The organism is Leptospira fletcheri (assembly GCF_004769195.1).
Taxonomy (GTDB): Bacteria; Spirochaetota; Leptospiria; order Leptospirales; family Leptospiraceae; genus Leptospira_B; species Leptospira_B fletcheri.
This window is the reverse complement of the sequence record NZ_RQET01000004.1, coordinates 902,023-928,011: the sequence shown is the minus strand read 5'-3', so window position 1 is coordinate 928,011 and position 25,989 is coordinate 902,023. Positions and strand designations below refer to the sequence as shown.

Sequence of the window (25,989 nt, the reverse complement as noted above, 5' to 3'; positions counted from 1 at the left end):
ACGTTCCTGCGATGAAAATCACCGAAAAGGGAAGAAACTTCATACAGGAGCAGATCATTTTTTATCCCGTTCAAACCCAATTCGATACCACCTACGTGCACGGATTAGGAAATAATCAGGAGATCGGATTCAGCGCGTTTAATTATTTCTTAACCGCGCCTTACACGAATACTCCGGCACAAAACATCTCCTCTTCGTTGGGACCTTATCCGACCGCAGCTCCTAATTTTCAATTCGTTTACCAGAAGAAGTTCGAGCCTACCGAAACTTTCCATATAAGCGTCGGAACGAAGACGGGGATCGCTTCCGGGGCCACGCCCGCAAGTTCCAGCTTTGCCACCTATAATTTCTTTATGACCTCGACTAAAATAGAAAGCCTTCGCACGACTCTCTATGTCGGCACTTATTCGGGGAATCCGGCTTTTTTCGGATATTACAAACATCGACTTTTACCAGGATCCGAGTCCAGTATCAGTCTCGTGGGAATGATGTACGGAATAGAAATCGACGTGGTGCCCGAAAAATTCAGGCTCGTTTGCGATATGATCGCCGGGGTAAATTCCGTCGGCGTATCGGTTTGCGGTTTTTCTTACGAGTTTGATAGATCGTATTTTATTTCCGTCGGATACCAAATTCCGAATCCGAAAGACGGAACATTCAATCCTCACGCTTTATTAATCGAATTGAATGCGTATTTTTAAATCCGATAACGATCGGTTAAGACGAAATTAAAAGACTAAAAGTTTAACGTTGTCTAAAACCTCATTCAAGGAAACAAAATCAAGAGCCTCTATAAATTCCGTCTCCCGAGCGGCCCAATCTAAATTCTTAATTTGATCCGACAGTATTACGCCATCTATCTTTTTGGATTTCACCCTAACTTCAAACGGATAACCTTTCGTTCTACTCGTGATCGGACAGAATATTGCTAGGCCGGTCTTGGAATTATATTCTTTTGGTGATAATACTAAAACGGGTCGCCTTCCTCTTTGTTCATGGCCGGTCTGAGGTGTAAAATTCAACCAGACTATATCCCCTCTTGCCGGAGTGTATTTGGCCTTCTTTACCAAATTTCATTTCCCGACACTCTGCCGGTGTCTACTTCCGAATGACGATTTTCTTTGGTTATTTTTGATAATTTCTCCGCTAAGTTTGCTTTTCCTATCGGGTAAATTACTATTTTATCCCCTTCGTATTTCAGATCAACATGGCTGCCATTATTCAATCGCAACTCATCGGCAATCGACTTAGGAATTCTTATACCTAGGCTGTTACCCCATTTTTGTATGACTGATTTCATACCGCCTCGCTTATATATACATTGTATATACTTTGCATAAATCGTCAGCTCATTTTTATTCTTTTCCAGCCAATCCATTTTCCAACCGACCTTTCCAGAACCGAAACGCGAGCCATCCCGTAAAAACAGATACGGAAAGATAGATGACGGAAGATACTACGTCTTCCATGAGAAAGGCGCCGGTCCCGAACAAGCCGGAATACAGGGAAACGCTCGCAAGCGCCCAAACTCCGCAGCGGAAATAGAACTCTCTTCTCGCATCGACTCCTCCCCACTTTCCCCAGAATCCGAAGGGCTTCGTTCTTTTTACAAAAGATTGTAAGGTGGAATCGGGAGAGGGAGGCGTCAGGTACGTGACTAGGATAGAGGAAAAGACGCTTCCTAATGCGGTCCAGAATAACAAATACTCCGAGCGTACCTCCGGAAACGCAGGATACAAAAGAAGAGAAAGAACCAAAGCCGTACTCATCCCGGCCAACTCCGTCCATGCGTTCGTTCTCCACCAAATCCAACGAAGAATCTGAGGAAGCCCTAGCCCGGAAGCCATGGCTAGAAAAAATTTCCAAGCGGATTGTATGGAGCCCATTTGGGTCGCCACCAATACCGAGATTCCCGCCATCAAAAGCACCGCAATCCTGCTGGCCAACACCATCTGTTTGTTATTTGCGGAAGGCTTAAAAAATCGAAGATACAGATCGTTGACCAGATAACTGGCGCCCCAATTGATATGAGTGTCCGCAGTGGACATGAAGGCAGCCATCAGACTCACGAAAACCAATCCTAGAATTCCGGAGGGAAGGATGACCTTCATCAATACCGGATAGGCCATTTCCCGATCCAGCTGGACGGATTTTCCTTCCGACACAAGTAAGTCCGCTTTGTCCAAAGGAAACACGACCAAGCATACGAGCGCGGTCAATACCCAAGGCCAAGTACGGAGAATAAAATTCGCAATGTTAAACCAAAGAGATCCCAACTCCGCATCCGCCGGAGTCTTTGCGGTATGCAGACGCTGCGCCAAGTATCCCGAGCCGTCGGAATAATACTGGATCCACCATTGCACTCCGATAAATATTAGAAAAATCGTAAGCGGTAATTGCCCTTGCCCTTCTCCGAAAGAAGGCCAGACGGAAAGAATGCCCTCGGCCTTACCCGGATAAATCGCTTCGAGCTTGGAATATAGACCGTCCAAACCGCCCACATATCCGACGGCATAAACGGCAAAGACTACGGCGCCTCCGATCCCCAAAGCGAATTGGAATAGATCGGTCAGAATCACTCCTTGGATTCCTCCCATACTGCTGTAAAAGACGACCACGGAAAACAGAACCAAAACCGTAAGCGTATTGTTTAGATCGTCGAAGACGAGAAAGCCGGGCCAGATTGATTCTAACGCCGAAAACGAATCCGTCCCCAAGAGAATCTTCCAGTCCAAAAAGGGTCTTGTGATTTTGGACATTGCCTTAAAGACCCATCCCAGAATGATGGAATTGATCAATATGCTCAAGAAGAAGGCCTTGCTCGCGCGTAAAATCGCGGCTCCGGTTCCGGAATAACGGATTTCCACGATTTCGATATCCGTCAGCACCTCCACTCTTCTCCAAATCGAGGCGAAAAACACGGTCATTGCCATGTACCCTAAGGCCCAACTCCACCAGAGCCAATTTCCGCTGACTCCATCATTCGCAACGACTCCTGTGATGACCAAGGGAGTATCCGCTGCAAATGTGGTCGCTACCATGGAAGTACCGAGCCACCACCAGGGAAGTTTTCTATCTGCCACGAAATAGGAACTGAGACTTTCCCCTGCCTTGGAGGAAAGAAGGACCCCCGCTCCGAATGCGAATGCGATATATGTTCCGATCAGGATCCAATCGATAGTCGAAAAAATAGCGGCCTTCCTTTCTCCCTGGAGAGAGTCGTTTTTTCCATTAAGATCGGTCGGAAACGCAGGAAAACAAGGATTCTTTCGGCGGGTCTAGATCGATTTCTCTTGATCGGGCTATGAGGCACGGAAACATGGCTCCGAGGCTATGCCAAATATTATCGTCCAGAAATTCGGAGGCACTTCCGTCGGAACTCCGGAGAGAATTTTAAACGTCGCTAGACGCATCAAAGGATATCATGACAAAGGAGATCATGTCGTAGTAGTCGTTTCCGCGATGGGCCACACTACGGATGAGCTCGTGGATTTGGCGCGGCAGATCACTAAGAATCCGCACAAACGGGAAATGGACATGCTATTGTCCACAGGAGAGCAGGTCTCCATCGCCATGCTGGCAATGGCTCTTTGGGAAATCGGAGTTCCGGCAAAATCGTTCACCGGCTCCCAAGTGAGAATGATCACGGACGGAAATTTCTCTAACGCAAAAATCCAGACGATAGACCGGTCCCGGATCGACTCGGCCTTATCCGAAGGCAAGGTGGTGATCGTAGCCGGATTCCAAGGGATCGATAAAAACGAGGACATCACCACCCTAGGCCGGGGAGGATCCGACACTTCCGCTGTGGCACTTGCCGCAGTCTTAGGCGCAAAGGAATGCGAGATCTATACGGACGTGGACGGAGTGTATACGGCGGATCCGCGGGTAGTCAAACAGGCCTCCAAACACGCCCAAATTACGTATGAAGAAATGCTTGAACTTGCCAGTCTAGGTGCAGGGGTATTGCACTCCCGCAGCGTGGAACTCGGAATGAATTACGACGTGGTGATTCATGTCCGTTCCAGTTTTAACCAAAACCCCGGGACTCTGGTAGTGAGTGAGGATAAGATCATGGAAAAATTGAAAGTCAGCGGGGTCACTGCCAAAAACGATCAGGCGAGAATCACCATCGCGAACGTTCCGGACAAGCCTGGTCTAGCTGCCGATCTTTTCGGAAAACTGAGTGGAAAGGATATCCTCGTGGACGTGATTGTCCAATCCTCCCCCTATGATGGCCGGAACACGATCTCTTTTACCATTCCGAAAAAAGACATAGGTGAAGCCCTGCCCATCCTAGAAGCGTTCACCGGAGCCCACGGAACCGAAAAGCCCGAGATCAACGAAAATATCTCCATCGTATCGGCCGTCGGGATCGGAATGAAATCCCACGTAGGGGTCGCGGCACAGATGTTCCGGGCTTTGGCGGAGGACGGGGTGAATATAGAGATGATCTCCACCTCCGAGATCAAAATCTCCTGCGTCATCCCGCGGGACAAAGCCGAAATTGCGGTCAATCGGATCCACGATACGTTCGGATTATCGAAAAACGGTTGAACCTTGGCCCCTCGAACGGGCAAGTTTTCCCTGTGCCTATTTTCCGTAAATTGTTTGTAACCATTCTCCGGTCGGAAGGTTTGCGCCCTTTTCTCGCATTTGCCTTTTTATTTTTGGCCGTCATTACGGATCCGGCACATTCCGCAGAATCTATCAATCGGATCATCGCAACGGTAGGAAGTCATTCCATCTCGGAGCTGGATTACGACGACGCTTTGGACAAGTACCAGAAACTCTCCCGGTTTTTGAAAAACGAAGACATGCGCAAATCCCAGAGAACCCGGGTCATAGACTTTCTGATCGACCGGGCCATCGTGGACACGATCGCGGACGAAGAATCCATCCAGGTAAACGAAAAAAGGCTGGAAGGAGAAATCGAAAAACGCATGGAATTGATGGGGCTCACCTCCAGAAAACAATTCGAGCGCGCCATAGAAGCGTCTTCGGGAATGCCTTACGATCTTTGGATTACGGAACTCCCGTACCAAATCAAAAGAGGGCAGCTTCTCCAATACAAAGTTCCCATGCCGCCTCCCGCAGAAAAGGACGTGCGAAATTGGTACGCCCTAAATAAGGACAAGGTTGGATTCGAAATCCAATACAGACTCATCGCCATCGCGCCGAACAATGACAGTATTGCGGAAGAAGCCAGGATCCATAAGGAGGCGACGGAACTCAGGAAAACACTGCAAGCGGACCCCAATTCCTTCACTTTAATCGCAGGATCCCCTCGAAACGGCGACAATAAGCTCAGGGCAAGAAAAGGGCTCGTGGATTGGATCTCCTCCTTCGAACTGTTCAAAATCAGCAAGTCCTCCGCGATCGCCACGTCCACTTTACAGGCAGGTGCGGTCTCCGAAGTGTTTCGGGACGAGTACAAAAGGTACTGCATTATCAAAGTGGAAGGAAAGAGAGCGACTCCCTATGAAACCGTCAAAGGCGGGATCATGAACATCCTGGCCCGGGAAAAAGAGGAAGAAAATTTCCAAAAATGGGTCCGGGAGCAAAGAAGCACTGTGACGATTCAGATTTTCGACGATTCTTATAAAAAGGAAAACAAAATTCCGGACCACAAGGAATCCATCCACTTGGATTGATCTTTTTTGTCCGAAGTACAATCCTAGAAAAAGAAGATGAAATTTCCTCCTCAAGCGATCGCGTTTTATATTCCTCTCGTAAAAACCGAATTCCTAAAAAAACGCCCCTTGGCGGAAATCGAGCCTCTGGTTCGGGCAACCCTCCGCAATCTGACTCAAGTATTCCCAAATCTTCCGATTTATTCCAATACGATTTGGAACGATTCTTTGGACGGAAAATCCTTGGTAAGAGAATTCGGTTTTTCCGATTTTACGGTCCTTCCTTCCGATACCGAGGCCGCTTTTTTTCTTTCCATATCGGAAAAGCTGCCTGCTTCCCGTACTGGAGACCGGGACTGGGACGAAGCGAGTTTCGTCGTGATCGACGGACTTTCCCCTTTACTGGATCCGAACCTGAGCCGCCAAATCGCCGAAAGGCACGATACGTATCTGGCACAATATTCCTATTCGGAAAATCTTCCGGTCGGAATCGTTCCGCGGATTTTATCCCGGGAATTCGTGCAAAGTCTGCCTAAGGATTTTACGGGAAGTGCCCAGGACTTTCTCGCAAAAAACATCAACCATTACGATACGGAAATTTTCTACCAATCCCCGGATCTTCGCCAATGGAGAATGGACTTTTCCGCGTCGGATCTACGTTCCCTATTTTTGGTTCGGGCTTTCCTAAAACAAAAAAGCGGATGGAGTTACGACGAAATTCTACCGTTTCTGCTTTCCCATCCGGAAGTGTTTCGGAGCGGACCGAGTTATCTGGAATTGGAGATCGTCGGAACGAGAACTCGGGAATCGACGATCTATCCTAGGTCGAAATTAAGCGAATCGAAATCGGAGGCGGATTGGGAGGAATCCCTACTGGATTCCGTACTTTCCCAGCACGAAAACGAATTCGGAACGGAATATAGCGTTTGCTTCGGAGGTCTGGGAGAACCGATTCTACATCCTTCCCTACCTGCATTGTTGGATCGCACGTTACGCTCTCCTTCGTTAAAGGAGCTCTTTATCGAAAGCGATCTGGCCGACGATCCCAAAAACCTGATAGAGAGTTTCAAAGGAAGATCCGAAGAAGATCTGGAAAAAATCAGTCTCATCGTGAACCTAAGCACTTGGAACAAAAAGACCTTCCAAAGTCTGTACGGGTACGACGGCTTCGACACGGTCGTAAAAAATCTGGAATCCGTGTCCGAGATTCTGCCCAAGCACCGTATCTATCTCCAATTCCTCAAATTGAAGGAAATCGATTCCGAAGTGGATTCCTGGTACGATACGACCGAAAAAGCGGGCTACGGAATCATTCTGCAAAAATACAATTCGTATGCGGGAAAGTTACCGGAAAGACGAGCCGCAGACCTAACTCCTTTGGAAAAGGAATTTTGCTGGCACCTCGCCCGGGACCTATATGTCAATGCGGACGGATCCGTTTCGATCTGCAAGCAGCTCCCGGGAAATCCGAGCAAATCGATCGGAAATCTGAAACAACAATCTTTAAACGAGATCTGGGAAAAAGGACACGCATTCTTTTCCTCCTCGGTAAACGGAAAGCACGAAAATATCCCGGCGCCCTGCCTTTCCTGCGATGAATGGTACACCTTTAACGCGTAGTCCGATCCGTTCCCTGTACGCTTTCGTACAGGCGAGGACCGGTTCGTCGCGCTTTCCGAACAAGGTACTGACGGAACTACCCGCAGGCTCCGGAACGGTCTTACTGGATCATGTGCATCATAGACTCGTTCAAGTCTTGCCGGAATCTAGGATCGTGTACCTGATTCCGGAAGGAGATTCCGCGTTAGAGGATTTTCTTTCCGCAAGAGGCAGGCGCTTTTTTAGCGGATCCTTGGAGGACGTAAGGGCCAGATATATCTCCGCGGCTAAAACCTTCGGAGCGGATGCAATTCTTCGTTTAACGGGGGACAATCCGTTTTACGACGTCAAACACCTTTCTCTTTTGGTTTTTTCCTTTCTGGAAGGCGGCGCGGATCTTTCCTATTTCAGCGGTCTTCCCCTCGGTACCGGAGGAGAAATCTTCCGTACGCAGGCGCTGCTTTGGGAACCGCCGGAAGGCATCAAGGAACGGCATAGGGAACACGTTAGTCTACACATCAAAGAAACTCCGGAAAAATTCAGGATCCGTCCTATCACCGCGATTCTTCCTCCCGGATCCTCGGAAATCGTTTCGCAGCTGAGAATGACGATCGACACGAAAGAGGATTATACGGCCCTAGAGAAACTCTTAAACGGGCCGGCAAAACGAATCGGAACTTCCGCGGATGCCGTCTTTCGTTTCGGAGCGGAAGAACTTCTATCCTGGCAGGCGGAGTTTCCGGAAATCTTTCAGATCAACCGGGATGTACCTCAAATTCGATTTCCTCTACCTAGCCCCGTCCTGAAATCGAAGGGAAGGATCGGGCTTCTCATAGCGGGCGCAAAAAAGTTCGGCAGCGGACATGAGGCAAGATCCCATCTTCTCTACTCCTTACTGCCGCAACGCGATTGGGAAACGAGTCTTTTGCAGGAACCCCCGGAGGATGGAGAATTCGCCGGATTGATCGTGGACTATCGGGACCTGAAGATGATCCGTTCATACAAAAAAACTAAAGTGCTCCTCTTGGACCATTTCGGACCGGAAAGAATGCAATATCCGCATTGGGATCTACTTCCCCATCCTCTGAGCGGCAGTTCTTTCGATTGGGAAAACATTCTTATTTCTCCCTACCTTACCCAAGACGGAATCGGACAGGAAAAAGAAAGCGAGAAGTGCTGGGAGATCTTTTGCTATGCGGGCGCTTTGGATGGCGATACCTGCGACAAACTGGACGATTCGTTGGCGCAGCGTTCGAGTTCCGTATTCCGCGTGGGAGGAACTCCTCCGAAAGACAGACACTCGACAAAAATCGGTTATTCGCGCCGTCTCTCCAGCATGGAATATCTGGAAACTCTGAAAAAATCCGAAAACTTCTACGGATATTTCGGACAAAGTCTCTTCGAAGCGTTGTATCTAAGGATTCCTTCGGCAACATTTCCGATTTCTCCGGTCCACAAAACGCTTTCGGAATATTTATGGAAAGAAGCGGAGATCCCGTACGGAAATGCGGATTCCTTCCCTTCTTTTTCCGTCGGAACCCGCAGACCGGGTGCGAAAGGATACGACAGAATATTAGAATATATTGATATTCTGTTTCAGAACTCGTTTTTCCTGGGCATCCAAAAATAGAACGCGTTTGCCGCCAGAAAGGCAGGAAACAATAAACATAATCTTTGTTTCCATTGTCCGTTTTTTCCCTCAAGTTTCGAAAAAAGTTTGACCAAAATTTGCCTTAGAGGCATATTCAAACCGACCGTCGGTCTATACCGACGGTCGGTTTGAATGGAGGGGCCGCATGATCGCACCAAAAGTTTCCACAAGAGAGAGAATTCTGAATGAATCCCGAAAGCTCTTTTTCGCAAAAGGGTACGAAACGACTTCGATACAGGACATCCTCTCCGCATTGGACATCGCCAAAGGAACTTTCTACCATCACTTCCAATCCAAAGAGGAGTTGTTGGAAGAGATCGCGGTGAAATTCGCCCAAGAAGCACATGCAGCAATGCAGGCCGAAATAGGCAATTTGGGAGACGAAGGTACCGGTTTGGATAAGATTAGAAGAGCTTTGATCGTAACCCATAACTGGAAAAAGGGAAAAGCGGAAGAGATTCGCTTCCTGTTAGAGTCCTTATTCTCCGCAGGCAACCTGCAGCTTCGGGACAAGATCCATAGAAAGTCCGTGGATCTCAGCTTTCCTCTCTTCGTGTCTTTAACCGTAGAAGGCCAAAAGGACGGATCCCTTAAGAGTATACTCAGAGCGGACCACCTAACGTCGATTATCTTCGATCTTTCCGATGCGCTGGGCGAAAAAGTAGCCTTTTTCCTACTAGGAAAGAGCAAGGAAAGCGAGGATGAAATCTACGAGTTGATGCTTTCTTATCATAAGACGATCGAAGAATTGTTGGGCTGCCCGGAAGGCGGTTTGGATTATTTCGATCGTACGGAATGGACGGAACTTACGAAACTATTCAAGAAATCCGAATTACCTTCGGAAAATTTCGTGGATTCCGCTCCTTTAGTGGCGAACGCCGGTTGATGTTCAACCTGCCTTGAAGGAATCGAGGTTTTATTATGCTTCTTTACGCACTCGTCCCCACTCTACCTAGATTCGATCTGGACCATCAGATCGAATCTCCAATAGATTCGTACGTTCAAAGAGCCTCCGGAATTCGGAAGGAAAGGATGCTAGAACTTTTGGATTTCGTACGCTCCGAATTTCCGGATCTGAGAGAAACGTTAAAAAACAATATGCCCACTTTGGAACGGAACGGTAAGGGTTTCTCCTTTGCGAACCAAAAGAGTTATCTTACCGTTCAATTCCAACAAGAATCGTTTGTCCGCGCTTTTAAAATCAAGGCTCCGAGTATTACCTGCGGGAAAACCAGGATCAATCTGAGGGATAAAGATAAGGTTCCGATGGTATATCTAAAATCCTTAATAAAGAAAGCCCTATCGGACAGAGCCGGAAAAACCTGATCAATTCTCCGCCGTTTCGCAAAACGGACACTTTTCCCGAAACCGATGGGTTCTCCCGGCGTCTATTGATTATGTCACATAATTTCTCGGATTTGGACGAACAAAGAGATCCAAACCGAGAAGTTTCGATTCACTTGACCTCTGCCTTCCAAAGAAAATCCTATCCGAACGAAGGCTATGAAGAAGCAGATCAGTGATCGTTACGAACCTACTAGCGTAGAACCGAAATGGATTTCCCGCTGGGAAGAACGAAAGAGCTTCCTCCCAGATTCCAACGTCTCCCCTTCCTTCACGATTTCTCTTCCTCCTCCGAACGTCACGGGCAGCCTTCATATCGGACATGCGTTGAATCACACGGTCCAAGACATCATTACCCGAATCGAAAGAAAAAAAGGAAAAGCCGCTCTCTGGGTTCCGGGAATGGACCATGCAGGAATTGCGACTCAGATGGTCGTGGAACGGGAATTAGCCAAAGAGGGGAAAAAACGCTCGGATTTTACGAGAGAGGAATTCGAACGCAAGATTTGGGATTGGAAGGAACATTCTGGAGGAATGATCCAAAACCAACAACGCCTGCTGGGAGAATCCGTGGATTGGAGCCGCCAGAGGTTCACCATGGACGAAGGACTTTCCAAGGCAGTCGTCAAAGTCTTTAAATCTTTGTACGACGAAGGATTGATTTATCGCGGAGAAAGAATCATCAATTGGTGCCCGAAAACTCTCACCGCCATCTCGGACCTGGAAGTGGAATACCGGGAGACGAAAGGCAAGCTGTATCATTTACGTTATCCTATCGTCGGAAAACCGGGCGAGTACGCGATCGTAGCCACTACTCGGCCGGAAACGCTTTTCGGAGATGTGGCGATCGCAGCCCACCCGGATGACCAACGCTATCAAAAATTCCAAGGAGCGAAAGCCTCTCTTCCCTTAACGGATCGGACGATCCCCATCCTGTTCGATTCCTTCGTGGATAAAGAATTCGGTTCCGGTTTGGTAAAGATCACCCCCGCTCACGACGCGAACGACTTCGAGGCAGGGCAAAGACTAGGACTCAAACCTCTTCTCGTTATGAATCCCGACGCGACTCTCAACGAACATGCCGGAAAATACGCCGGGCTGAGCCGGTTCGTGGCAAGGAAGAAAATCGTAGAGGATCTCGAAGCTGCGGGACTTATCGAGAAGATAGAAGACCATGTACATTCCGTCGGACACAATTCCAGGGGCGGAGAAATCATCGAACCGTATCTTTCTCTACAGTGGTTTTGCAAAATGACATCCTTGGCCGAGCTGGCAATGGAAGCGGTCCGATCGGGTGAAACGGAATTCATACCGAAGCTCTGGGAAAAAACATTCTTCGAATGGATGAATAACATACGCGACTGGTGCGTATCCCGCCAACTATGGTGGGGACACCGGATTCCCGCGTATCATTGTAAGAATTGCGGTCATACGGAAGTCTCCGAATCCTCCGTTAGCACCTGCCCCAAATGCGGCTCCGACAAAGTGGAACAGGACCCGGACGTTCTGGATACCTGGTTTTCTTCCCAGCTCTGGCCCTTCTCCACTTTGGGGTGGCCGGAAAAGACTCCAGACTTCGAAAAATTCTATCCCACGCAAGTACTGGTGACCGGATTCGACATCATCTTTTTCTGGGTCGCTCGAATGATCATGATGGGGAAAAAATTCACTGGAAAATCCCCGTTTGCAAAAGTGATTATACACGGTCTGGTCCGTGACAAGGAAGGAAAAAAATTCTCCAAATCCGTCGGGAACGTCGTGGACCCGCTGGATATGATGACGAAGTACGGAACCGACTCCTTCCGTTTCTTTCTCGCGGCCACTTTACCCGAAGCCAGAGACGTTCTCTTCGACGAAAGCAGACTGGACGGATATAGATCCTTTTGCAATAAAATCTGGAACTCCAGCCGATTCATACTGATGAATCTGGACGAGGAATTCCGTAAAGAGGATCCGGAAACTCTAAGCGCTTCCGATTTGGAACCTATGGACCAGTGGATCCTGCACAAATTCGATGAGACGCTTTCCAGATACGAAAAAGCATATTCCAAATTTCTGTTTTTCGAAATGGCCTCCGAAATCTACGAATTCGTATGGGGGGATTTCTGCGACTGGTATATCGAACTCGTAAAACCCAGAATTTACGGCAAATTGGGCCCGCGTTCCCAGGAGACTGCTAAACAGGTTTTGACGGACGTTTTGGTCCGTGCTCTCGGTCTATTGCATCCGTTTATGCCTTTTTTAACGGAAGAGATCTACGAGGCATTCGGAGACGGAGAATTCCTGACGCGGACCCCTTTCCCAAAATCGTATAACGTATCCGCAGAAAACGAAGGCGTAATCAAGACGAACATTCTACAGGAAGCCGTAAAACAGATCCGCGTCCAAAGAACGGAAAACGGAGTCCCTCTGGATAAGAAATGCAAAGCCGTTTTAAAATCGGGAAATCCGCTGGTCGCCGCTTCCGTTAAGGATTTCGAAGTTTCCATTCTGCAGCTCGCACGTCTAGAGAGCATTCAGGTCGAGGAAAACTATTCCGCGGAAAAGACCGACTCCGTCGGCGCCTTCCGCTTCGGAGAAGTCATCCTACCTTTGGCAGGAATGATCGATTTCGAAAAGGAAAAAGCTCGATTGGAAAAGGACCTGCAAAAGGCGAAGCAGGAAGAGGAAAAACTCAGCGCAAAATTGGAAAACCCGAACTTTTTAGCGAAGGCCAATCCGGATGTGGTGGAAAAAGAAAAAGAAAAGCTCCGCCTATTGAAGGAAAAAACGGACAGTATCCGGAAGGCGATGGAAAAACTTTCCTAGAGGTCCGGATCCAAAAACGTCATGTTCTTCGGTCCTTTACCGAAGAGAAAAAAAGATCGGTGTTGTGAATGGAAAGATTTTCGGTAGGATTTCATATTTTATGTCTCGTATTCTTTTAATCGGCTCGGGAGGTCGGGAAAGCGCGATCGCGCACAAATTACGTCAATCTCCGAAACTCTCCTCTCTCCACGTATTTCCCGGGAACGGAGGATTTCCCGAATCGGAACTCCTGCCGGCGGGATCATTCGATCTGAAGAAAAAAACCTCCGTACAGGATTTCGTAAAAAGAAACGGCTACGATCTCGTGGTGGTAGGCCCCGAGGATCCGCTGGTGGACGGAATCTGCGATTGGTTGTCCGAGATCGGGGTTCCGACATTCGGACCTTCCGCGTATTGCGCGCAGGTGGAAGGATCCAAAGAATTTGCAAAATCCTTAATGAATCTGGCAAAAGTCCCCACTGCAAAGTACGAGTCGTTTTCCGATCACGCCGAGGCTCTGGACTACGTCCGCAAAGAAGGTGTCCCGATCGTAATCAAGGCGGACGGGCTCGCTGCTGGCAAAGGCGTCACGGTCTGCTTCCATCTCTCCGATGCGGAAGTCGCATTGAAAGAGATCTTCTTAGATAAGAAATTCGGCGAGAGCGGAAACAAAGTAGTGATCGAAGAATTCATGGAAGGACAGGAAGCGTCCATTTTCGCGATCAGCGACGGAACGGATTACTTCACTCTGCCTGCCGCTCAAGACCACAAACGTGCGTTCGACGGGGATCTGGGACCGAACACCGGAGGGATGGGAGCCTACTGTCCCGCTCCGATCGTAACCGAGGAAATCTTAGGGAAGGTAAAGCGTTCGATTTTCGATCCTATGTTCGAGATCTTCCGCCGACAAGGGCATCCGTACAAAGGACTTCTCTACGCCGGATTGATGATCGATGCTCAAGGAGAACCTAAAGTAGTGGAATTCAATTGTAGATTCGGCGATCCCGAAACACAATGCGTACTGCCCATGCTTGAAGGCGATCTAGTGGAGATCTTCACCGCTTCCGCAAAAGGCCGATTATCCGAGACGAAGGCTTCCGTCGGAAAGGGAGCTTCTACCGTCGTCGTTTTGGCCGCAAAAGGATATCCTGAATCCTATGCAAAGAATATTCCTCTGGAACTTCCACAAACCGAGAGTAAAGACGTCGTCGTTTTTCATGCCGGAACTTCAAAAAAGGATGGAAACCTGATCTCTACAGGTGGCAGAATCTTAGGAATCTCGGCTCGGGGATCGGATCTCAAAGATTCCGTATCGAAAGCATACGCCTATTTAAGTAAGCTGGATGTACCCGATACTTTCTATAGAAAAGACATAGCCGGTAAAGCTCTATAAACGTATGCCGTTCTTAGTATCCGGAAATATCGACTTAGTGGATCGTTCCAGCCTGCGTAAGCTGGAAAAACACCTCGGGATCATTCTATCTCCACACCAATATCCGATCGAACAGTACAATCTGATCCGGAACTCCTTACGCACGAAATTAGATTCCGAAAATCTAATCCGCAAGATGAGTCGTAAGGAGTTACTCTCGTTTATCTACATCCTGACGCAATTCGGAGACGTGGTCCAGGGAGAGACTCCTCAGGAATACTTGGATGTTGCGGAAATACCGGTAGTTTTGGAATGGCAAAAAGGACATTTCATGATTCCTTACGAGGTCTTGGATTTCCTAGCGCATTCCAGAGTGTTCCGAAACCAGAATTATCTCTTTGCACTCATTCCGACTCTACCTGCAAGGGAAAAAAAGGCGTGGATCGAATGGATCGGGGCAGGGTATGGAAAAGTCTTCCCTAGAGAGATCAACCACGAGCTATATTTTCAGTGTAGACATTTACAGAAACCGTTCCAAGGAAAAAGCCTAGTCCAGGAAGAAAGGATCCGAATCGATCAACTCTGGGCTCCCGGTAAAAACGAGATCGCGGATTGGTTCTATAAGGGAATCAGTCCGTTTTACTCTGCAATGAAGGAGCTCCAGAGAGCGGAAAGGGACCCTTTTCTTTTGCACGTTTTGGACCTGATCCGTTCTGGAAAACTTGTCCTAAAACGTATCCCGGAGGAATTTGGCAAAAGGGAACAATTCGATCTAGTCTCCACTGTCGAAGGAAATACCCCCCAACTCAGAGATACGGTTTTTAGCTGGGAAGTGCAGCGGGAAGAGCGGGAAGATTTTCTTTTTCGCTGAATTCCGGCTCGTCCCTCCTTCTTCCCTTATCCGAATACAAAGAATCACAATCGATCCGCATGGAAGTTAAGAACGCCAAGGAACTAAAACGCCTTTCCAAAGAACTCCAGGAAAATTTCCTAAATCGCTGGAAACTTTTGAATCTGGACAAAGATCAGGACCAGCTAAAATCCTTCGAAGAACGAATCGCCGATCCCGGCTTCTGGGATAACCCGGACCAGGCAAAATCGGTCAGTCAAAAAAAAATTGAGCTAGAACGGAAGTTGGCTCCTTGGTACGCCATCCGCCAAGACGTGCTCGATTTGCCCGACCTGGTGGAATTGACTCTGGAAGAAAAAGGCGAGGACGGAGTGGAAGAGCTCAGTTCCGAGTATTCCAGATTGAAGGAAGAGTTCGAGAGACTGGAACTTCTAGGAGCTTTGAACGAGCCCGAAGATATGAAACCCGCCTTTTTGAATATCCATCCGGGAGCGGGTGGAACGGAAAGCCAGGACTGGGCCGAGATGCTTTTTCGGATGTATCTGAAGTATTTCGACAAGAAGGGTTATCAGTACAGCGTGGTCGATTTTCAGGAAGGGGACGGAGCCGGAATCAAAAACGCCACGATCCATGTGGTGGGCGATTTCGCTTATGGATTTTTGAAATGCGAAAACGGAGTCCATCGTCTGGTCCGGATTTCCCCTTTCGACGCGAATAAAAGAAGGCATACTTCCTTCGTTTCCGTGCACGTGAGTCCGGAATTGGACGACGATATAGACATCAAGATAGAGGAAAAAGACGTGCGAGTGGACGTTTACAGGTCCTCCGGAGCGGGCGGACAGCACGTAAATACCACCGACTCGGCCGTACGTATGACCCATATTCCGACGGGGATCGTAGTCGCTTGCCAAAACGAGCGCTCCCAAATCAAAAACCGCGACACGGCGATGAAAATGCTCAAAGCGCGATTGTACGAGCTGGAACAGGAAAGGCTAAAGGAAGATCTCGAAAAAAAATCGGGAGAAAAGAAGGACATCGCTTGGGGGAACCAGATCCGGTCTTACGTATTCCATCCTTATAATATGGTAAAAGACCACCGTACGGATTACGAAACTGGAAACGTGCAAGCGGTTATGGACGGGGAAATCGAGCCATTCATCATGGCTTACTTAAAGACTCTTTAAGGCCTCTCCTTTTTCCGCGCGGTTTCCGATTCCGTATATCTCCTTGGTCCGCCGGATCCGAACTTCCATCTCTTTCCAGAGAGTTTCCTTTTGCGGATGGAAAGTAGCATATACTCCTTGCTTGATCAAATCCACGATTTCGTCCAGAGAGAAATCCAAAAACCTCCAGAGCTTGAAGTACTCGTACGTAAGGTTCACATTGAAGATTTCGGGATCATCTGTATTGATACAAAGAGGGAGTCCTTGATCGTAATAGTAACGGACCGGGTGATTCTGTTCCTTTCTAACGTATTTCCCGGTAAACACGTTAGACGTTACACATATTTCGATCGGAATTTTATGTTCGCGCAAATAGTTTACGAGTTCGGGATCCTGGATCGCGGAAGTGCCATGCCCGATCCGTTCCGCCTTACATAGTTCAACCGCTTCCCAAATCGCCCAGGGACCGTCGTCTTCTCCGGAATGCGCAACCACTCTTAAGCCAGCGTCTCGTGCTTTTTTAAAGACTTCGGCATAATCCCTCGCCGGCCCCATCAACTCCGCTCCGCCCAAACCGATTCCGATCACTTCCTTATGCTTTAATTTCAGGACCCGATTGAGATTGTTCATGGCGTTCTCGGGACCGAAAGAACGGGAAACATCTACCAAAATACGGATCTCGATTCCGTCTTTTGCTTTTTCCTCGCGAATTCCTTCCACAAGTTGCTCCACCATTTCCTCGAAATCCAAACCGTTCTGAATGAATTTGGAAGGGGCAAAGAATACTTCCGAGTACAGAATATTATTAGCCCTCATGTACTCGGCCAGACTTCCCACAAAATAGTACAGGTCGGCGGCTTCCTTAACCAGACTTTGGATGAAGAAAAAGACCTGAATGAATCCGTTCAGATCCTTAAAATTGAATTTGGCTTCGAACTCTTCGTCGCTGAGAGAGATCCCGTTCTTGGCCATCAACTTCTTCATGGTTTCCTTATTTACGCAGGCCTCCAAATGAAGATGAATTTCCGTTTTAGGAAGTTCCCGGATGAAGTTGATTACGTCTTGGTCCTGGAGTTTTTGACCGGAGAGGTCGGCCGGTTCCAGAAGGGCGGAAGCGGTTTTTTTACCGGCTTCCCTACTCTCTGAATCGCCAAGGAGCCAGGCTGGAGGACCGTCTATCTCCAGTTCCAAAAGCCGGATTCTCTCGTTTAGTAAATTGTTGATCTGCTTATCGAAGGAAATCTGAAGCGAGGAAGAATAAGGTCTGTCCGCGGGAAGGCGACTCTTGAGCCGGTTTAGTTCCGAGACATCCCGATCTAGGATTCGGATTCGTTCGAAAATTTCCGCGAAAGGGACACCCACTGGTGCAGAATAAGGAAGGGCCGTTCCGATTTCAATTCCGAAAAAGATTCCGGCGGTTTTCCCCTTATCTTTTTCGAAAATCGGCCGATGCTTAAAAAAGCCTCGGAGGATTTTGTCGCATGATCACCGCGAGAAAGACGTTCTTACCTTTCGCCCTGCCCCTAATTTCGGAAAGAGCTGTCGAGGAAGTCGCCGCAGTCCTCCGCTCCGGTTGGGTAACTTCCGGACCTAAGGTCCGGGAATTCGAGGAAGAATTCGCAAGATACACGGGAGCCGAATACGCATTGGCCCTGAACTCGGCTACTGCGGGACTTCACCTGGCGTTGGAAGCGATCGGGCTATGCTCGGAAGACGCGGTCTTCGTTCCCGCAGTGACTTTTACCGCGACTGCAGAGACGGTCTGCTACTTCGGAGCAGAACCCATTCTGACCGACGTAGATCCGATCTTCAATCTAATGACGGAATCCACGTTAAGAGAAGCGATCCGACGGGAATGCGTTCTTTCCAAAGGGAACCTCGTACATAAAAAGACCGGAAAAACGGTGCGTGCAATCATGCCCGTGCATCTGGCCGGCGCTGTCTGCGAAATGGACGCGCTGAATTCCATCGCGAAAGAATATCATCTTTATGTAATAGAAGATTCCGCTCACGCGTTCCCCGCTGCTTATAAGGGAAGAAGAATCGGCACGCTCGGGGACTTTACGGTCTTCAGCTTTTACGCGACAAAAGGGATCACGACGGGAGAAGGCGGGATGGTGACGACAAGACATCCCCATTTTGCGGAAAGAATCAAACTGATGAGATTGCACGGAATCAATCGGGAAACCTTCGACAGGCCGGGATGGTACTATGAAGTCGTTTCCCCTGGATTCAAATATAATATGAGTGATATCGCAGCCGCGATCGGAGTAGTGCAACTTTCGGAAGCCGAAGAACTCTGGAAACGCAGAATCCTGATTTCGGAAATATATCGTTCCGAATTTTCGGATCTACCTTTTCTCCATCTTCCCTTACCCGCCAACGACGGAGATCACTCCTGGCATTTGTTCCGGGTGGAAGTGGATCGTGTGCGGGGAAAAATCGACAGAGACATCCTTTGCTCCGAATTAAAAAAAAGAAATATCGGATGCAGCCTGCATTTCATTCCTCTGTATGAGCACCCGTTTTATCAAAGGTTCGGTTACGACAAAAAACACTATCCGAACACGGACGCGATGTTCCAAAGAACTTTATCCCTGCCTCTTTTTCCAGGCATGACCGATGGGGACATAGAGGACGTGGTCGCAGCTGTACGAGACGTCTTTTCCGGGCTATAAGGATTCGTCAGAACTCGCCGTTAAAAAGCGGATCGCGGGAAAATCAGTTAAAGAAAATATAAAATAAAAAGATCTTAACGAAGAGTACAAGAATTCCTGCTTCCAAATCCGAAGCCTCTTTGGCGTTATCGAAAGAAGTCAGAGCGACGATCCATTCCTCGACTTCTTCCGCAATTTCGGAATCCTCGAAAAGGGAAAGGTCGATCTTTCTATATCCGTTTTTGGGAATCGGTACACCGCAAGCCCCGCAAAGGTCGGATAAAATCTCCACGGCTTCCTCCCGAACGATCCGCGAAAACTCTCCCATCTCCTGCGTTTCCAGGAGAACGGCCTCTCCTAATTCCAGGACTTCCTCCATGACGGCTTCGCTACCCTCTTCTTCCGCAGTTTCCTTCCATTCTCGCAGGCAATCCAAAAGTCCGTCCGCTAAAACCAGCATCTTATCGGCGGCTTCCTTTCTCTTCTCCTCTGGCAAGGCTGGGGAAAAGCCTTTCATCCAGGATTCCTGAACCGCGTTTAAGGCGCCGTCTCCGCTGCTCAAAAAATCCAGGAGTAGGTACACGAGAGCCCAGGGATTTTCAGGATGATGGTTTGCGGATCCGAATTTCTGGAATGTCTGGAATTCTTTGAGCGGAAAAGGCATCAGTTCCTAAGAATCCGCTCCTACAAATTCGGCGCAAGCAGATTGCCGACGCAAATCGCTTTTCAATTTCCCTCGATCCGGTAAAATCAGCGTATCATGAGGAAATATTTTGCGGCAGTACTCCAGCTCAACAGCGGCTCGGACATAAACGCGAACCTGACCGAATCGGAGAAATGGATCGAAGACGCATTTTCTAAAAATGCGCAATTGATCGGGCTTCCGGAGAATTTTTCCTTTTTAGGTTCCGAAAAGGAAAAATTGGAACGCGCAAAAGAGATAGAAGTCCTTACTTCCAAATTTCTAAGCGAAACCTCCCGAAAATTCCGAATCCATCTTTTAGGCGGAGGCTATCCTACAGCCGGAAAGGACGGAAAAATTCTGAATACGTCGACCTTATTCGGACCCGACGGCAAAGAAATATTCAGATATTATAAAATTCATCTTTTTGACACCGATCCGGGAGATGGATTCCAATACAAGGAATCTAGATCGGTCTCTTCGGGGACGGAACTTCCTTCGATTTTTTCCTCGGCACAATTCGGGAATATCTCCACAGTAATCTGCTACGACCTCCGTTTTCCCGAATTGTTTCGTGCGCTATCCTATCGCGGAGCCGAGATCCTGTTCGTGCCTTCCGCATTCACGAAGTTAACGGGAGAGGCGCACTGGGAACCGCTTTTACGAGCGAGGGCGATCGAAAATTTCTGCTATGTACTTGCCCCGGCTCAAGCCGGACGGCATGACAACGGTCGGGAAACCTACGGTCATTCCTTGATCGTGAATCCCTGGGGAGAAATCCTAGCGGAGAAAAAGGAAGGAGAAGGTGCCTTAGTAGCGGAAATCGATCTGGAATTGATCCAAGAAGCGAGGAGGAAAATTCCTTCCCTCAAGCATAGAAAATTCATAGCGGAGTGGGAAAAATTTGCCTAAGCAAGACGAACAACTCGTGGTTCCCTTCTCTTCCCGGAAAGAATGGGAGAAGTGGTTGAAACAAAACCACGATTCCTCACCCGGAATCTGGATCAAGCTGAGTAAAAAGCAATCCGGTATTCCTTCCGTTTCCTACGAAGAGGCTTTGGAGATCGCTCTTTGTTACGGTTGGATCGACGGGCAAAAAAAACCTTTCGATTCCGAATACTGGCTCCAAAAATTCACTTTAAGAAAACCGAAAAGTATTTGGTCGCTTAAAAATAGGGAAAAAGCGGAAGAATTACTATCTTCGGGAAAGATCAAACCGGCAGGGTTGAAGGCGATAGAAGAGGCCAAACAAAACGGCGCCTGGGATAAGGCTTACGCCTCTCCGAGTAAGATCGTAGTTCCGGAAGATTTCCAAAAAGCTTTGGACCAAAACAAGAAAGCCGGGAAATTTTTCGAAACCCTGGACAAGACGAACCGGTACGCGATTCTATTTCGGATTCATAACGTGAAAAAAGCCGAAACGCGAACCAGAAAAATCCAGGAGTTCGTATCGATGCTGGAACAGGGAAAGAAGATCCATTAAAACGGATCCTGTACTCTCCCGATTTCCTTGGATCTATTTCGGGAGAATTTCCGCCCCGTCTCCGACCTCTCTGGAGAACGAATCCCGAAAAACCGACGGTAAGACTTCCTTTCCACCTTCCGGAGAACCGCTTTTATCCGATAGCTCCCGGATCGCAGCGGAACTCCCTCCACAAAATACTACGCTTAACACCGAACACGCAATCATCATCATATCTATTTTCCTTAAACGGTTCTTTCCCGCATGTTCTCATGATATCCCGCACTACATGTCATAATCTGTCATATTTTAATTCCGACGCTTTTTAGAGGAGATTCCGATTAAGCCTTGAATACATGACATAGAATGTCATGTATTGTCCGATAGAATTCCATCATGAGGGCGGACAGACTTTTAAATATCCTATTGCACCTCCAAGCCAAGGGCAAAACTACTGCCCGGGAACTCGCGGAAAAATTGGAGGTTTCGGAGCGGACTCTTCACCGTGATATGGAAGCTCTTAGCTCGGCCGGAATTCCGATTTACGCGGAAAGGGGAATCGGCGGCGGGTGGAGTCTTAGCGAAGGATATAGAACCAACCTAACAGGAATGAGGCGGGAAGAAGTGCTCTCCCTTCTGCTCCTACAATCTTCGCGGATTTTGGAGGATTTGGGAAGAAAGAAGGACCTAGATTCAGCTTTTCTAAAGTTAATGGCCGCTCTACCCCCCGCGTACAAAAAGGATGCGGAAACGGCAAGGCAACGGATTCACATAGACGGGGCCGGATGGAACCAAGCGATCCGAGATCTCCCGGTCCTCCCTTTGTTGCAGGACGCCGTTTGGGAAGATAGAAAAGTGGAAATCTTATACGAAAAGGAAGGCACGGTTTCTTCCAGAAACCTGGAACCGTTAGGCCTCGTTGCAAAAGACACGACCTGGTATCTGGTGGCGAGAAGGAGTCGGGAAATCCGGATCTACAGAATTTCCAGAATCCGAGAGGCAAAACTTCTAGCCGAAAGATTCGAAAGGCCGAAAAAATTCGACCTCTCCAAATATTGGGAATCCTGGCTGGAGGATTTCAAAACCAGAATTCCACAGTACCGAGTTAAGATACGAATCAAGAGTCCTCTAGAACTCAAAATCCGGCGAAATCCGTTTCTGAAAATTCTAAAGGTGTCCCCTGCGAAAAAAGGATGGAGCGAAATGGAATTGGATCTGGAAACCCTGGAGTGGGCGATCGGATCCTTAATGCGTTTCGGTTCCGCCGTGGAAGTACTGCAACCGGAAGAATTAAAGGAATCCATACTGTCAAAAGCGGAGGAAATCCTGACTCTATATCGAAAAGGTTAGAGCGTTTCCCGAACTAGGATTGTAGATTTTCGCTGCTTCATCCTTCTAATAAATTGCCCCGATGGTTTGTTTATGACTTTAGATTCGGAAAGCATTTTTACGAAACTAGGCCCTATCCTGGACGCCCTCGACGAAGGAATCGTGATTTTAGATTCTGCCGGAAAATCGATCGAGCAGAATCGCAGAGCAGCGGAATGGGAAATTGCTTCCGATCCTTTACAGCAAGATCGTTGGCGGCGCTTCTTCCAGGAATTTCCTCCGCCTAAATCCATGGTCGTTTCCTTAATGACCCCGTTCGGAAAAAGAAGATTCGAAATCCGTTCGGAGAAAATTCCCGACGGGTACGGTGGGCAACCGCTGACGATGTATTTCTTCAAAGATAACACCGATAGCAGATTCCTGCAAGTACGGCTGAAAAGATTAGAATTTCTGAATTTAAGAAGTCGGGCCAAAATCAGGAATCTGGAGATGCAAGATCCTCTTACGGGACTTTTTAACCGGAGCTATACCTCCAACATTTTTTCCTCAGAATTATCCCGCGCAAAAAGAACCGAAAGTCGGATCGGCGTAATCGCGATCGATATCGACAGGTTGAAAGTGATCAATGATACGTTCGGCACCGGTCAAGGAGACGAGCTTATCGCCAACGTCGGCAAAATCCTTTTGCAGAATTCTAGAAAAACGGACATTGCGGCCAGAACCGGTGGAGAAGAGTTCCTTCTGATCCTCCCAGGGGCGGATAGGCAAACCGTGTTGGAGAGAGCGGAAAGAATCAGAGACCAGTATTCCCTGCTTCGACTGCAAAGTCCGAAAGGATCGATTCAGTCCACACTTTCCGTCGGCGTAGCAATGTTCCCGGCGGACGGATCCTCCGAAGATAGTTTGATGCGTTCCGCAAATTCGGCACTATACGTGGCGAAGCGTTCGGGAAAAAACAGGGTGGTATCCACCGGAAGCAAGGATTAAGACGGATCGAAGTTCCCGTCCTCACTCTGCGCCCGACGATAACCGTTCGGACTCAATCCGGTCAATTTTTTGAATTCCAGATTAAAAGCGGATTTGGAGCTAAAACCGGATTTGACCCGCACTTCCGTAACCGTCAGTTTTGGAGATTGCCCTAAGAGTTTCTTTGCCTCTTCGATCCGATAATAGTTCAAGAGAGAAGGAAAACTGGTTTTGAATTCGACGTTGATGATTTCGGAAAGCTGGTGAACGCCGATCCCCAATTCCTTCGCGAGGTGTTCTTCCTTCAGGGAATTCTTAAGAAAAATCCGCTCTTCCTCTATCAGCGCCCGTATCCGGGAAACCAGCCGGTCCACCTCGAGGGAAGAGACGGTACTCTTTCTGCTTACAGGTTTGGATAAGTCTTTGGAAAAGAATTCCGCCGAGGACATCCTGAACAGACAAATGCCGACAAGAACGAAATGAAACGGAGCAAATAGAACCGATGCGAATACGGAAAATTCGTTATAAGGATAAAAGTCGAAATGGTAGAGCGCTTTTCCGAGATTGAAGAGTAAAAAAACAGCCCAGGAAATCCAATACGCCAAAACCGGAATTCGGCCCGAGCCGAACAGAGTCCGATGGGACTTCAAAAAATAATAGATCGATAAACCGGTGGTCGCGACTAAAATCAGAATTCTGTATTCGAAAACGGGCGGAGAAAGCGGGATCAAAAGATAGGGAAGTCCCGCCAAAGAAGCTCCCAAAAAGGAAATGTTCGGTTCCCGATCATTGTACCAAATCCTTTCCGCAAAATTTAAGAAAAGGAAAAATGCCGCATACGTCGTCGCTTGAAACAGGAAGTACGGAAATCCGAGCAGCCGACTGCTTTCTCCGAAAAAGAAAGAAAAAGGTTTCACTTGTAGGAAATAAAAAGAAGCGAAAGAAAGGAATACCTGCAGAACGAGCACAAGAAATACCGGATTCTTTCTTTTACGCCAATAGACTAAGGCGAGCAGGATCGCAATCGAAGACACCGTTAAAATATAGATTTGGGTCGTAAACCAGAAAAGGGACAAGCGCTCTGTCGCGTTTCCTGCCAGCAATTTGACGGGAAAATTCGCGTAAGTGATGTCCTCTTTGGACGAGATGAAATAATAGAAGGTCCTGCTTTCTTTCGGTCGCAATCGGATCAGGAAACGGGGAAAGCTAGGACGAAAAACGGATTGAAAATCGCGATGTTCCGATCCGATATATTCCGAATTTTCGTATTTTCCCTGCGCATCCACCGAGCAGAATTCGATCCGTGAAATGTTCGTGGAAAAGAAAGTCAGCTCCCTTTCCTGCATTTCATCGGATTCGTTTTTCAACGTGTATCTGAGCCAATTCCCGCGATCCATCCTCCTTACCCTCAAAGCGTCCGGGATGGGATTCGTATGCCACTCCAGTTTTCGGACCTCGTCCAACCCGGATCGAGAACAACCGACGATGACATGCTTCCGATATCTATATTCCGTAAAGGAACTTATGTTGGTAATTTCCGGATCGTCCTGACGGATAGGCACTGTCTCCGCAAAGGATGACAAAGAAAAAAAGAAAAAAAACTGCGGAAGAAGATAAAAAGCGCTCCGATATAATTTCCTGATTGTCATATTCGATTGGGTCGTTTCTGAAAATTCCCGTACGACCTCTTTCGGGCCTCAAACGTTCGAAAAACCAATATCTTGATATCCAATGCGGGCAAACCGTCAAACAAAAACGCAAGTTTTATCGACCATTCCCGTTTTATTAACTGCCGAAAGCTGCGAGAGAATTCCTATCTCGGATCCGATGGCGCGGAAATGACTCCCGACAGCATCCTTATAACCGACAATTCGGAAAAATATAGGTTCACGATAACAATATGATAACTTAATAATATGATACGTCCAACTTTTTAAATATGGACAACTTTTTAACTACGTTTGCGGCTAAAAATGATAACGATCTTGACTTTGCGAGTATCGGATAAAACGAAGGTATCGAAGGCCAGACATGTATTCGGAAAAAAACAAAGGCAGAGTTTCTATAGCGATTCCGGTCGTTCTATTCCTTGCTATGTCCTTCAATTCCGCCCTATCCAAACCTTTTATCCAAAAGGAAAAGTTCAGAGCCGAAATAGAAAGCGAAGATGCCGTAGAGGTGAGAGAAGACCACCACGACGGAGATTTTTCTTCCCTTCCTATCTCCTTCTTTGCTCCGGCGGAATTCATAAACCTTCCTATAATCCTCTCCGCTCGGTCCTACATCGCAGGCGGCATTCCTCACACGGCATACATCTTTCTTCTTGCTCCGTCTTTGCTCAATATCCCTCCTCCCCTATCCTAAACAAATAGCCCATTTCAATATTTCCGTTGAATCACGGAAATAACATATTCCAAAAAGGAATACCATTCGGATCTCGGACGAAACGGTTCCGGTAAACTTCGGAGAGATCAGGAAAATTCAAAATGAAGGT

Annotated in this window: 24 protein-coding genes; 17 read left to right on the top strand and 7 right to left on the bottom strand. The window is 47.9% G+C overall.

Annotation, left to right across the window (positions count from 1 at the left end; all coding sequences use genetic code 11):
• The first annotated feature begins 11 nt into the window (after positions 1-11).
• Complete coding sequence (locus EHO60_RS07655) at positions 12-701, top strand: hypothetical protein (protein WP_246028180.1); 690 nt, start codon at positions 12-14, stop codon at positions 699-701.
• Positions 702-728: 27 nt separating this feature from the next.
• Here EHO60_RS07655 and mazF read toward each other — a convergent pair whose 3' ends face one another.
• Genes mazF through EHO60_RS07640 form a run of 3 tightly spaced genes read right to left on the bottom strand, consistent with a single transcriptional unit; the run spans position 729 to position 3,191 of the window.
• Positions 729-1,070: an endoribonuclease MazF gene (gene mazF / locus EHO60_RS07650; protein ID WP_135767538.1), complete on the bottom strand. Its 342-nt coding sequence runs from the start codon at positions 1,068-1,070 to the stop codon at positions 729-731.
• Positions 1,064-1,300, bottom strand: a complete 237-nt coding sequence (locus EHO60_RS07645; protein ID WP_135767995.1) for an AbrB/MazE/SpoVT family DNA-binding domain-containing protein — start codon at positions 1,298-1,300, stop codon at positions 1,064-1,066. Before EHO60_RS07645 ends, mazF begins: the two co-directional genes overlap by 7 nt.
• 55 nt (positions 1,301-1,355) lie before the next feature.
• Positions 1,356-3,191 (bottom strand): sodium:solute symporter family protein, encoded by a 1,836-nt coding sequence (locus tag EHO60_RS07640; RefSeq protein WP_135767537.1) that lies wholly within the window; start codon positions 3,189-3,191, stop codon positions 1,356-1,358.
• 142 nt (positions 3,192-3,333) lie between these two features.
• On the opposite strand from EHO60_RS07640, the gene EHO60_RS07635 reads away from it, so the two are divergent.
• From EHO60_RS07635 to prfB, 10 genes are all read left to right on the top strand, one after another.
• Complete coding sequence (locus tag EHO60_RS07635) at positions 3,334-4,557, top strand: aspartate kinase (RefSeq protein ID WP_135767536.1); 1,224 nt, start codon at positions 3,334-3,336, stop codon at positions 4,555-4,557.
• A gap of 80 nt (positions 4,558-4,637) precedes the next feature.
• A complete protein-coding gene (locus tag EHO60_RS07630) occupies positions 4,638-5,654 on the top strand; it encodes a putative peptidyl-prolyl cis-trans isomerase (RefSeq protein WP_246028179.1) in 1,017 nt (338 codons plus the stop codon).
• A 36-nt stretch (positions 5,655-5,690) separates the two neighbouring features.
• The gene (locus EHO60_RS07625) at positions 5,691-7,253 is read left to right on the top strand and encodes a spiro-SPASM protein (RefSeq protein ID WP_135767534.1); all 1,563 of its coding nucleotides are present in this window, start codon (positions 5,691-5,693) and stop codon (positions 7,251-7,253) included.
• The gene (locus tag EHO60_RS07620) at positions 7,228-8,862 is read left to right on the top strand and encodes a cytidylyltransferase domain-containing protein (RefSeq protein WP_135767533.1); all 1,635 of its coding nucleotides are present in this window, start codon (positions 7,228-7,230) and stop codon (positions 8,860-8,862) included. Before EHO60_RS07625 ends, EHO60_RS07620 begins: the two co-directional genes overlap by 26 nt.
• A gap of 166 nt (positions 8,863-9,028) precedes the next feature.
• Positions 9,029-9,769 carry a TetR/AcrR family transcriptional regulator gene (locus EHO60_RS07615; protein ID WP_135767532.1) on the top strand — a complete coding sequence of 247 codons (741 nt, stop codon included), beginning with the start codon at positions 9,029-9,031 and terminating at the stop codon, positions 9,767-9,769.
• 35 nt (positions 9,770-9,804) lie between these two features.
• Positions 9,805-10,209 carry a DUF1801 domain-containing protein gene (locus EHO60_RS07610; RefSeq protein ID WP_135767531.1) on the top strand — a complete coding sequence of 135 codons (405 nt, stop codon included), beginning with the start codon at positions 9,805-9,807 and terminating at the stop codon, positions 10,207-10,209.
• Between the two features lie 177 nt (positions 10,210-10,386).
• Complete coding sequence (locus tag EHO60_RS07605; protein ID WP_135767530.1) at positions 10,387-13,035, top strand: valine--tRNA ligase; 2,649 nt, start codon at positions 10,387-10,389, stop codon at positions 13,033-13,035.
• 100 nt (positions 13,036-13,135) lie between these two features.
• A complete protein-coding gene (gene purD / locus EHO60_RS07600; RefSeq protein ID WP_135767529.1) occupies positions 13,136-14,407 on the top strand; it encodes a phosphoribosylamine--glycine ligase in 1,272 nt (423 codons plus the stop codon).
• A 4-nt stretch (positions 14,408-14,411) separates the two neighbouring features.
• The gene (locus EHO60_RS07595; protein WP_135767528.1) at positions 14,412-15,257 is read left to right on the top strand and encodes a hypothetical protein; all 846 of its coding nucleotides are present in this window, start codon (positions 14,412-14,414) and stop codon (positions 15,255-15,257) included.
• Between the two features lie 59 nt (positions 15,258-15,316).
• Positions 15,317-16,420: a peptide chain release factor 2 gene (gene prfB, locus EHO60_RS07590; protein WP_135767527.1), complete on the top strand. Its 1,104-nt coding sequence runs from the start codon at positions 15,317-15,319 to the stop codon at positions 16,418-16,420.
• On the opposite strand, the gene add is transcribed toward prfB, so the two are convergent.
• Positions 16,406-17,761 carry an adenosine deaminase gene (gene add / locus EHO60_RS07585; protein ID WP_135767526.1) on the bottom strand — a complete coding sequence of 452 codons (1,356 nt, stop codon included), beginning with the start codon at positions 17,759-17,761 and terminating at the stop codon, positions 16,406-16,408. The genes prfB and add overlap by 15 nt on opposite strands.
• A 119-nt stretch (positions 17,762-17,880) precedes the next feature.
• On the opposite strand from add, the gene EHO60_RS07580 reads away from it, so the two are divergent.
• Positions 17,881-19,077 (top strand): DegT/DnrJ/EryC1/StrS family aminotransferase, encoded by a 1,197-nt coding sequence (locus EHO60_RS07580; protein WP_135767525.1) that lies wholly within the window; start codon positions 17,881-17,883, stop codon positions 19,075-19,077.
• Between the two features lie 43 nt (positions 19,078-19,120).
• Here EHO60_RS07580 and EHO60_RS07575 read toward each other — a convergent pair whose 3' ends face one another.
• On the bottom strand, positions 19,121-19,720 hold the full coding sequence (locus EHO60_RS07575) for a hypothetical protein (protein ID WP_135767524.1): 600 nt from the start codon (positions 19,718-19,720) through the stop codon (positions 19,121-19,123).
• Positions 19,721-19,816: 96 nt separating this feature from the next.
• On the opposite strand from EHO60_RS07575, the gene EHO60_RS07570 reads away from it, so the two are divergent.
• A complete protein-coding gene (locus EHO60_RS07570; protein WP_135767523.1) occupies positions 19,817-20,650 on the top strand; it encodes a carbon-nitrogen hydrolase family protein in 834 nt (277 codons plus the stop codon).
• A complete protein-coding gene (locus tag EHO60_RS07565; protein ID WP_135767522.1) occupies positions 20,643-21,221 on the top strand; it encodes a YdeI/OmpD-associated family protein in 579 nt (192 codons plus the stop codon). The genes EHO60_RS07570 and EHO60_RS07565 overlap by 8 nt, the downstream gene beginning before the upstream one ends.
• Positions 21,222-21,254: 33 nt before the next feature.
• On the opposite strand, the gene EHO60_RS07560 is transcribed toward EHO60_RS07565, so the two are convergent.
• Positions 21,255-21,434 (bottom strand): hypothetical protein, encoded by a 180-nt coding sequence (locus tag EHO60_RS07560; protein WP_135767521.1) that lies wholly within the window; start codon positions 21,432-21,434, stop codon positions 21,255-21,257.
• 162 nt (positions 21,435-21,596) lie between these two features.
• On the opposite strand from EHO60_RS07560, the gene EHO60_RS07555 reads away from it, so the two are divergent.
• Both EHO60_RS07555 and EHO60_RS07550 read left to right on the top strand, forming a co-directional pair.
• Entirely contained in the window at positions 21,597-22,550 is a 954-nt protein-coding gene (locus EHO60_RS07555; RefSeq protein ID WP_135767520.1) for a helix-turn-helix transcriptional regulator, read from the top strand.
• 72 nt (positions 22,551-22,622) lie between these two features.
• Entirely contained in the window at positions 22,623-23,516 is an 894-nt protein-coding gene (locus EHO60_RS07550; protein ID WP_135767519.1) for a GGDEF domain-containing protein, read from the top strand.
• On the opposite strand, the gene EHO60_RS07545 is transcribed toward EHO60_RS07550, so the two are convergent.
• Positions 23,513-25,057, bottom strand: a complete 1,545-nt coding sequence (locus EHO60_RS07545) for a helix-turn-helix domain-containing protein (RefSeq protein WP_246028178.1) — start codon at positions 25,055-25,057, stop codon at positions 23,513-23,515. The two genes, EHO60_RS07550 and EHO60_RS07545, sit on opposite strands and share 4 nt — an antisense overlap.
• A 469-nt stretch (positions 25,058-25,526) precedes the next feature.
• Here EHO60_RS07545 and EHO60_RS07540 point away from each other — a divergent pair, with 469 nt between their 5' ends.
• Complete coding sequence (locus EHO60_RS07540; RefSeq protein ID WP_135767518.1) at positions 25,527-25,859, top strand: hypothetical protein; 333 nt, start codon at positions 25,527-25,529, stop codon at positions 25,857-25,859.
• The last annotated feature ends 130 nt before the right edge of the window (positions 25,860-25,989 follow it).

Bases quoted from the DNA above. Each gene is read 5' to 3' on its own strand.
- EHO60_RS07610 (WP_135767531.1), top strand. From the start codon at position 9,805: ATGCTTCTTTACGCACTCGTCCCCACTCTACCTAGATTCGATCTGGAC.
- EHO60_RS07655 (WP_246028180.1), top strand. From the start codon at position 12: ATGAAAATCACCGAAAAGGGAAGAAACTTCATACAGGAGCAGATCATT.
- EHO60_RS07560 (WP_135767521.1), bottom strand. From the start codon at position 21,434: ATGATGATGATTGCGTGTTCGGTGTTAAGCGTAGTATTTTGTGGAGGG.
- EHO60_RS07645 (WP_135767995.1), bottom strand. From the start codon at position 1,300: ATGAAATCAGTCATACAAAAATGGGGTAACAGCCTAGGTATAAGAATT.
- purD (WP_135767529.1), top strand. From the start codon at position 13,136: ATGTCTCGTATTCTTTTAATCGGCTCGGGAGGTCGGGAAAGCGCGATC.
- EHO60_RS07595 (WP_135767528.1), top strand. From the start codon at position 14,412: ATGCCGTTCTTAGTATCCGGAAATATCGACTTAGTGGATCGTTCCAGC.
- EHO60_RS07550 (WP_135767519.1), top strand. From the start codon at position 22,623: ATGACTTTAGATTCGGAAAGCATTTTTACGAAACTAGGCCCTATCCTG.
- EHO60_RS07635 (WP_135767536.1), top strand. From the start codon at position 3,334: ATGCCAAATATTATCGTCCAGAAATTCGGAGGCACTTCCGTCGGAACT.
- EHO60_RS07605 (WP_135767530.1), top strand. From the start codon at position 10,387: ATGAAGAAGCAGATCAGTGATCGTTACGAACCTACTAGCGTAGAACCG.
- prfB (WP_135767527.1), top strand. From the start codon at position 15,317: ATGGAAGTTAAGAACGCCAAGGAACTAAAACGCCTTTCCAAAGAACTC.
- EHO60_RS07570 (WP_135767523.1), top strand. From the start codon at position 19,817: ATGAGGAAATATTTTGCGGCAGTACTCCAGCTCAACAGCGGCTCGGAC.
- EHO60_RS07555 (WP_135767520.1), top strand. From the start codon at position 21,597: ATGAGGGCGGACAGACTTTTAAATATCCTATTGCACCTCCAAGCCAAG.
- EHO60_RS07620 (WP_135767533.1), top strand. From the start codon at position 7,228: ATGAATGGTACACCTTTAACGCGTAGTCCGATCCGTTCCCTGTACGCT.
- EHO60_RS07580 (WP_135767525.1), top strand. From the start codon at position 17,881: ATGATCACCGCGAGAAAGACGTTCTTACCTTTCGCCCTGCCCCTAATT.
- EHO60_RS07615 (WP_135767532.1), top strand. From the start codon at position 9,029: ATGATCGCACCAAAAGTTTCCACAAGAGAGAGAATTCTGAATGAATCC.
- EHO60_RS07540 (WP_135767518.1), top strand. From the start codon at position 25,527: ATGTATTCGGAAAAAAACAAAGGCAGAGTTTCTATAGCGATTCCGGTC.
- EHO60_RS07575 (WP_135767524.1), bottom strand. From the start codon at position 19,720: ATGCCTTTTCCGCTCAAAGAATTCCAGACATTCCAGAAATTCGGATCC.
- EHO60_RS07625 (WP_135767534.1), top strand. From the start codon at position 5,691: ATGAAATTTCCTCCTCAAGCGATCGCGTTTTATATTCCTCTCGTAAAA.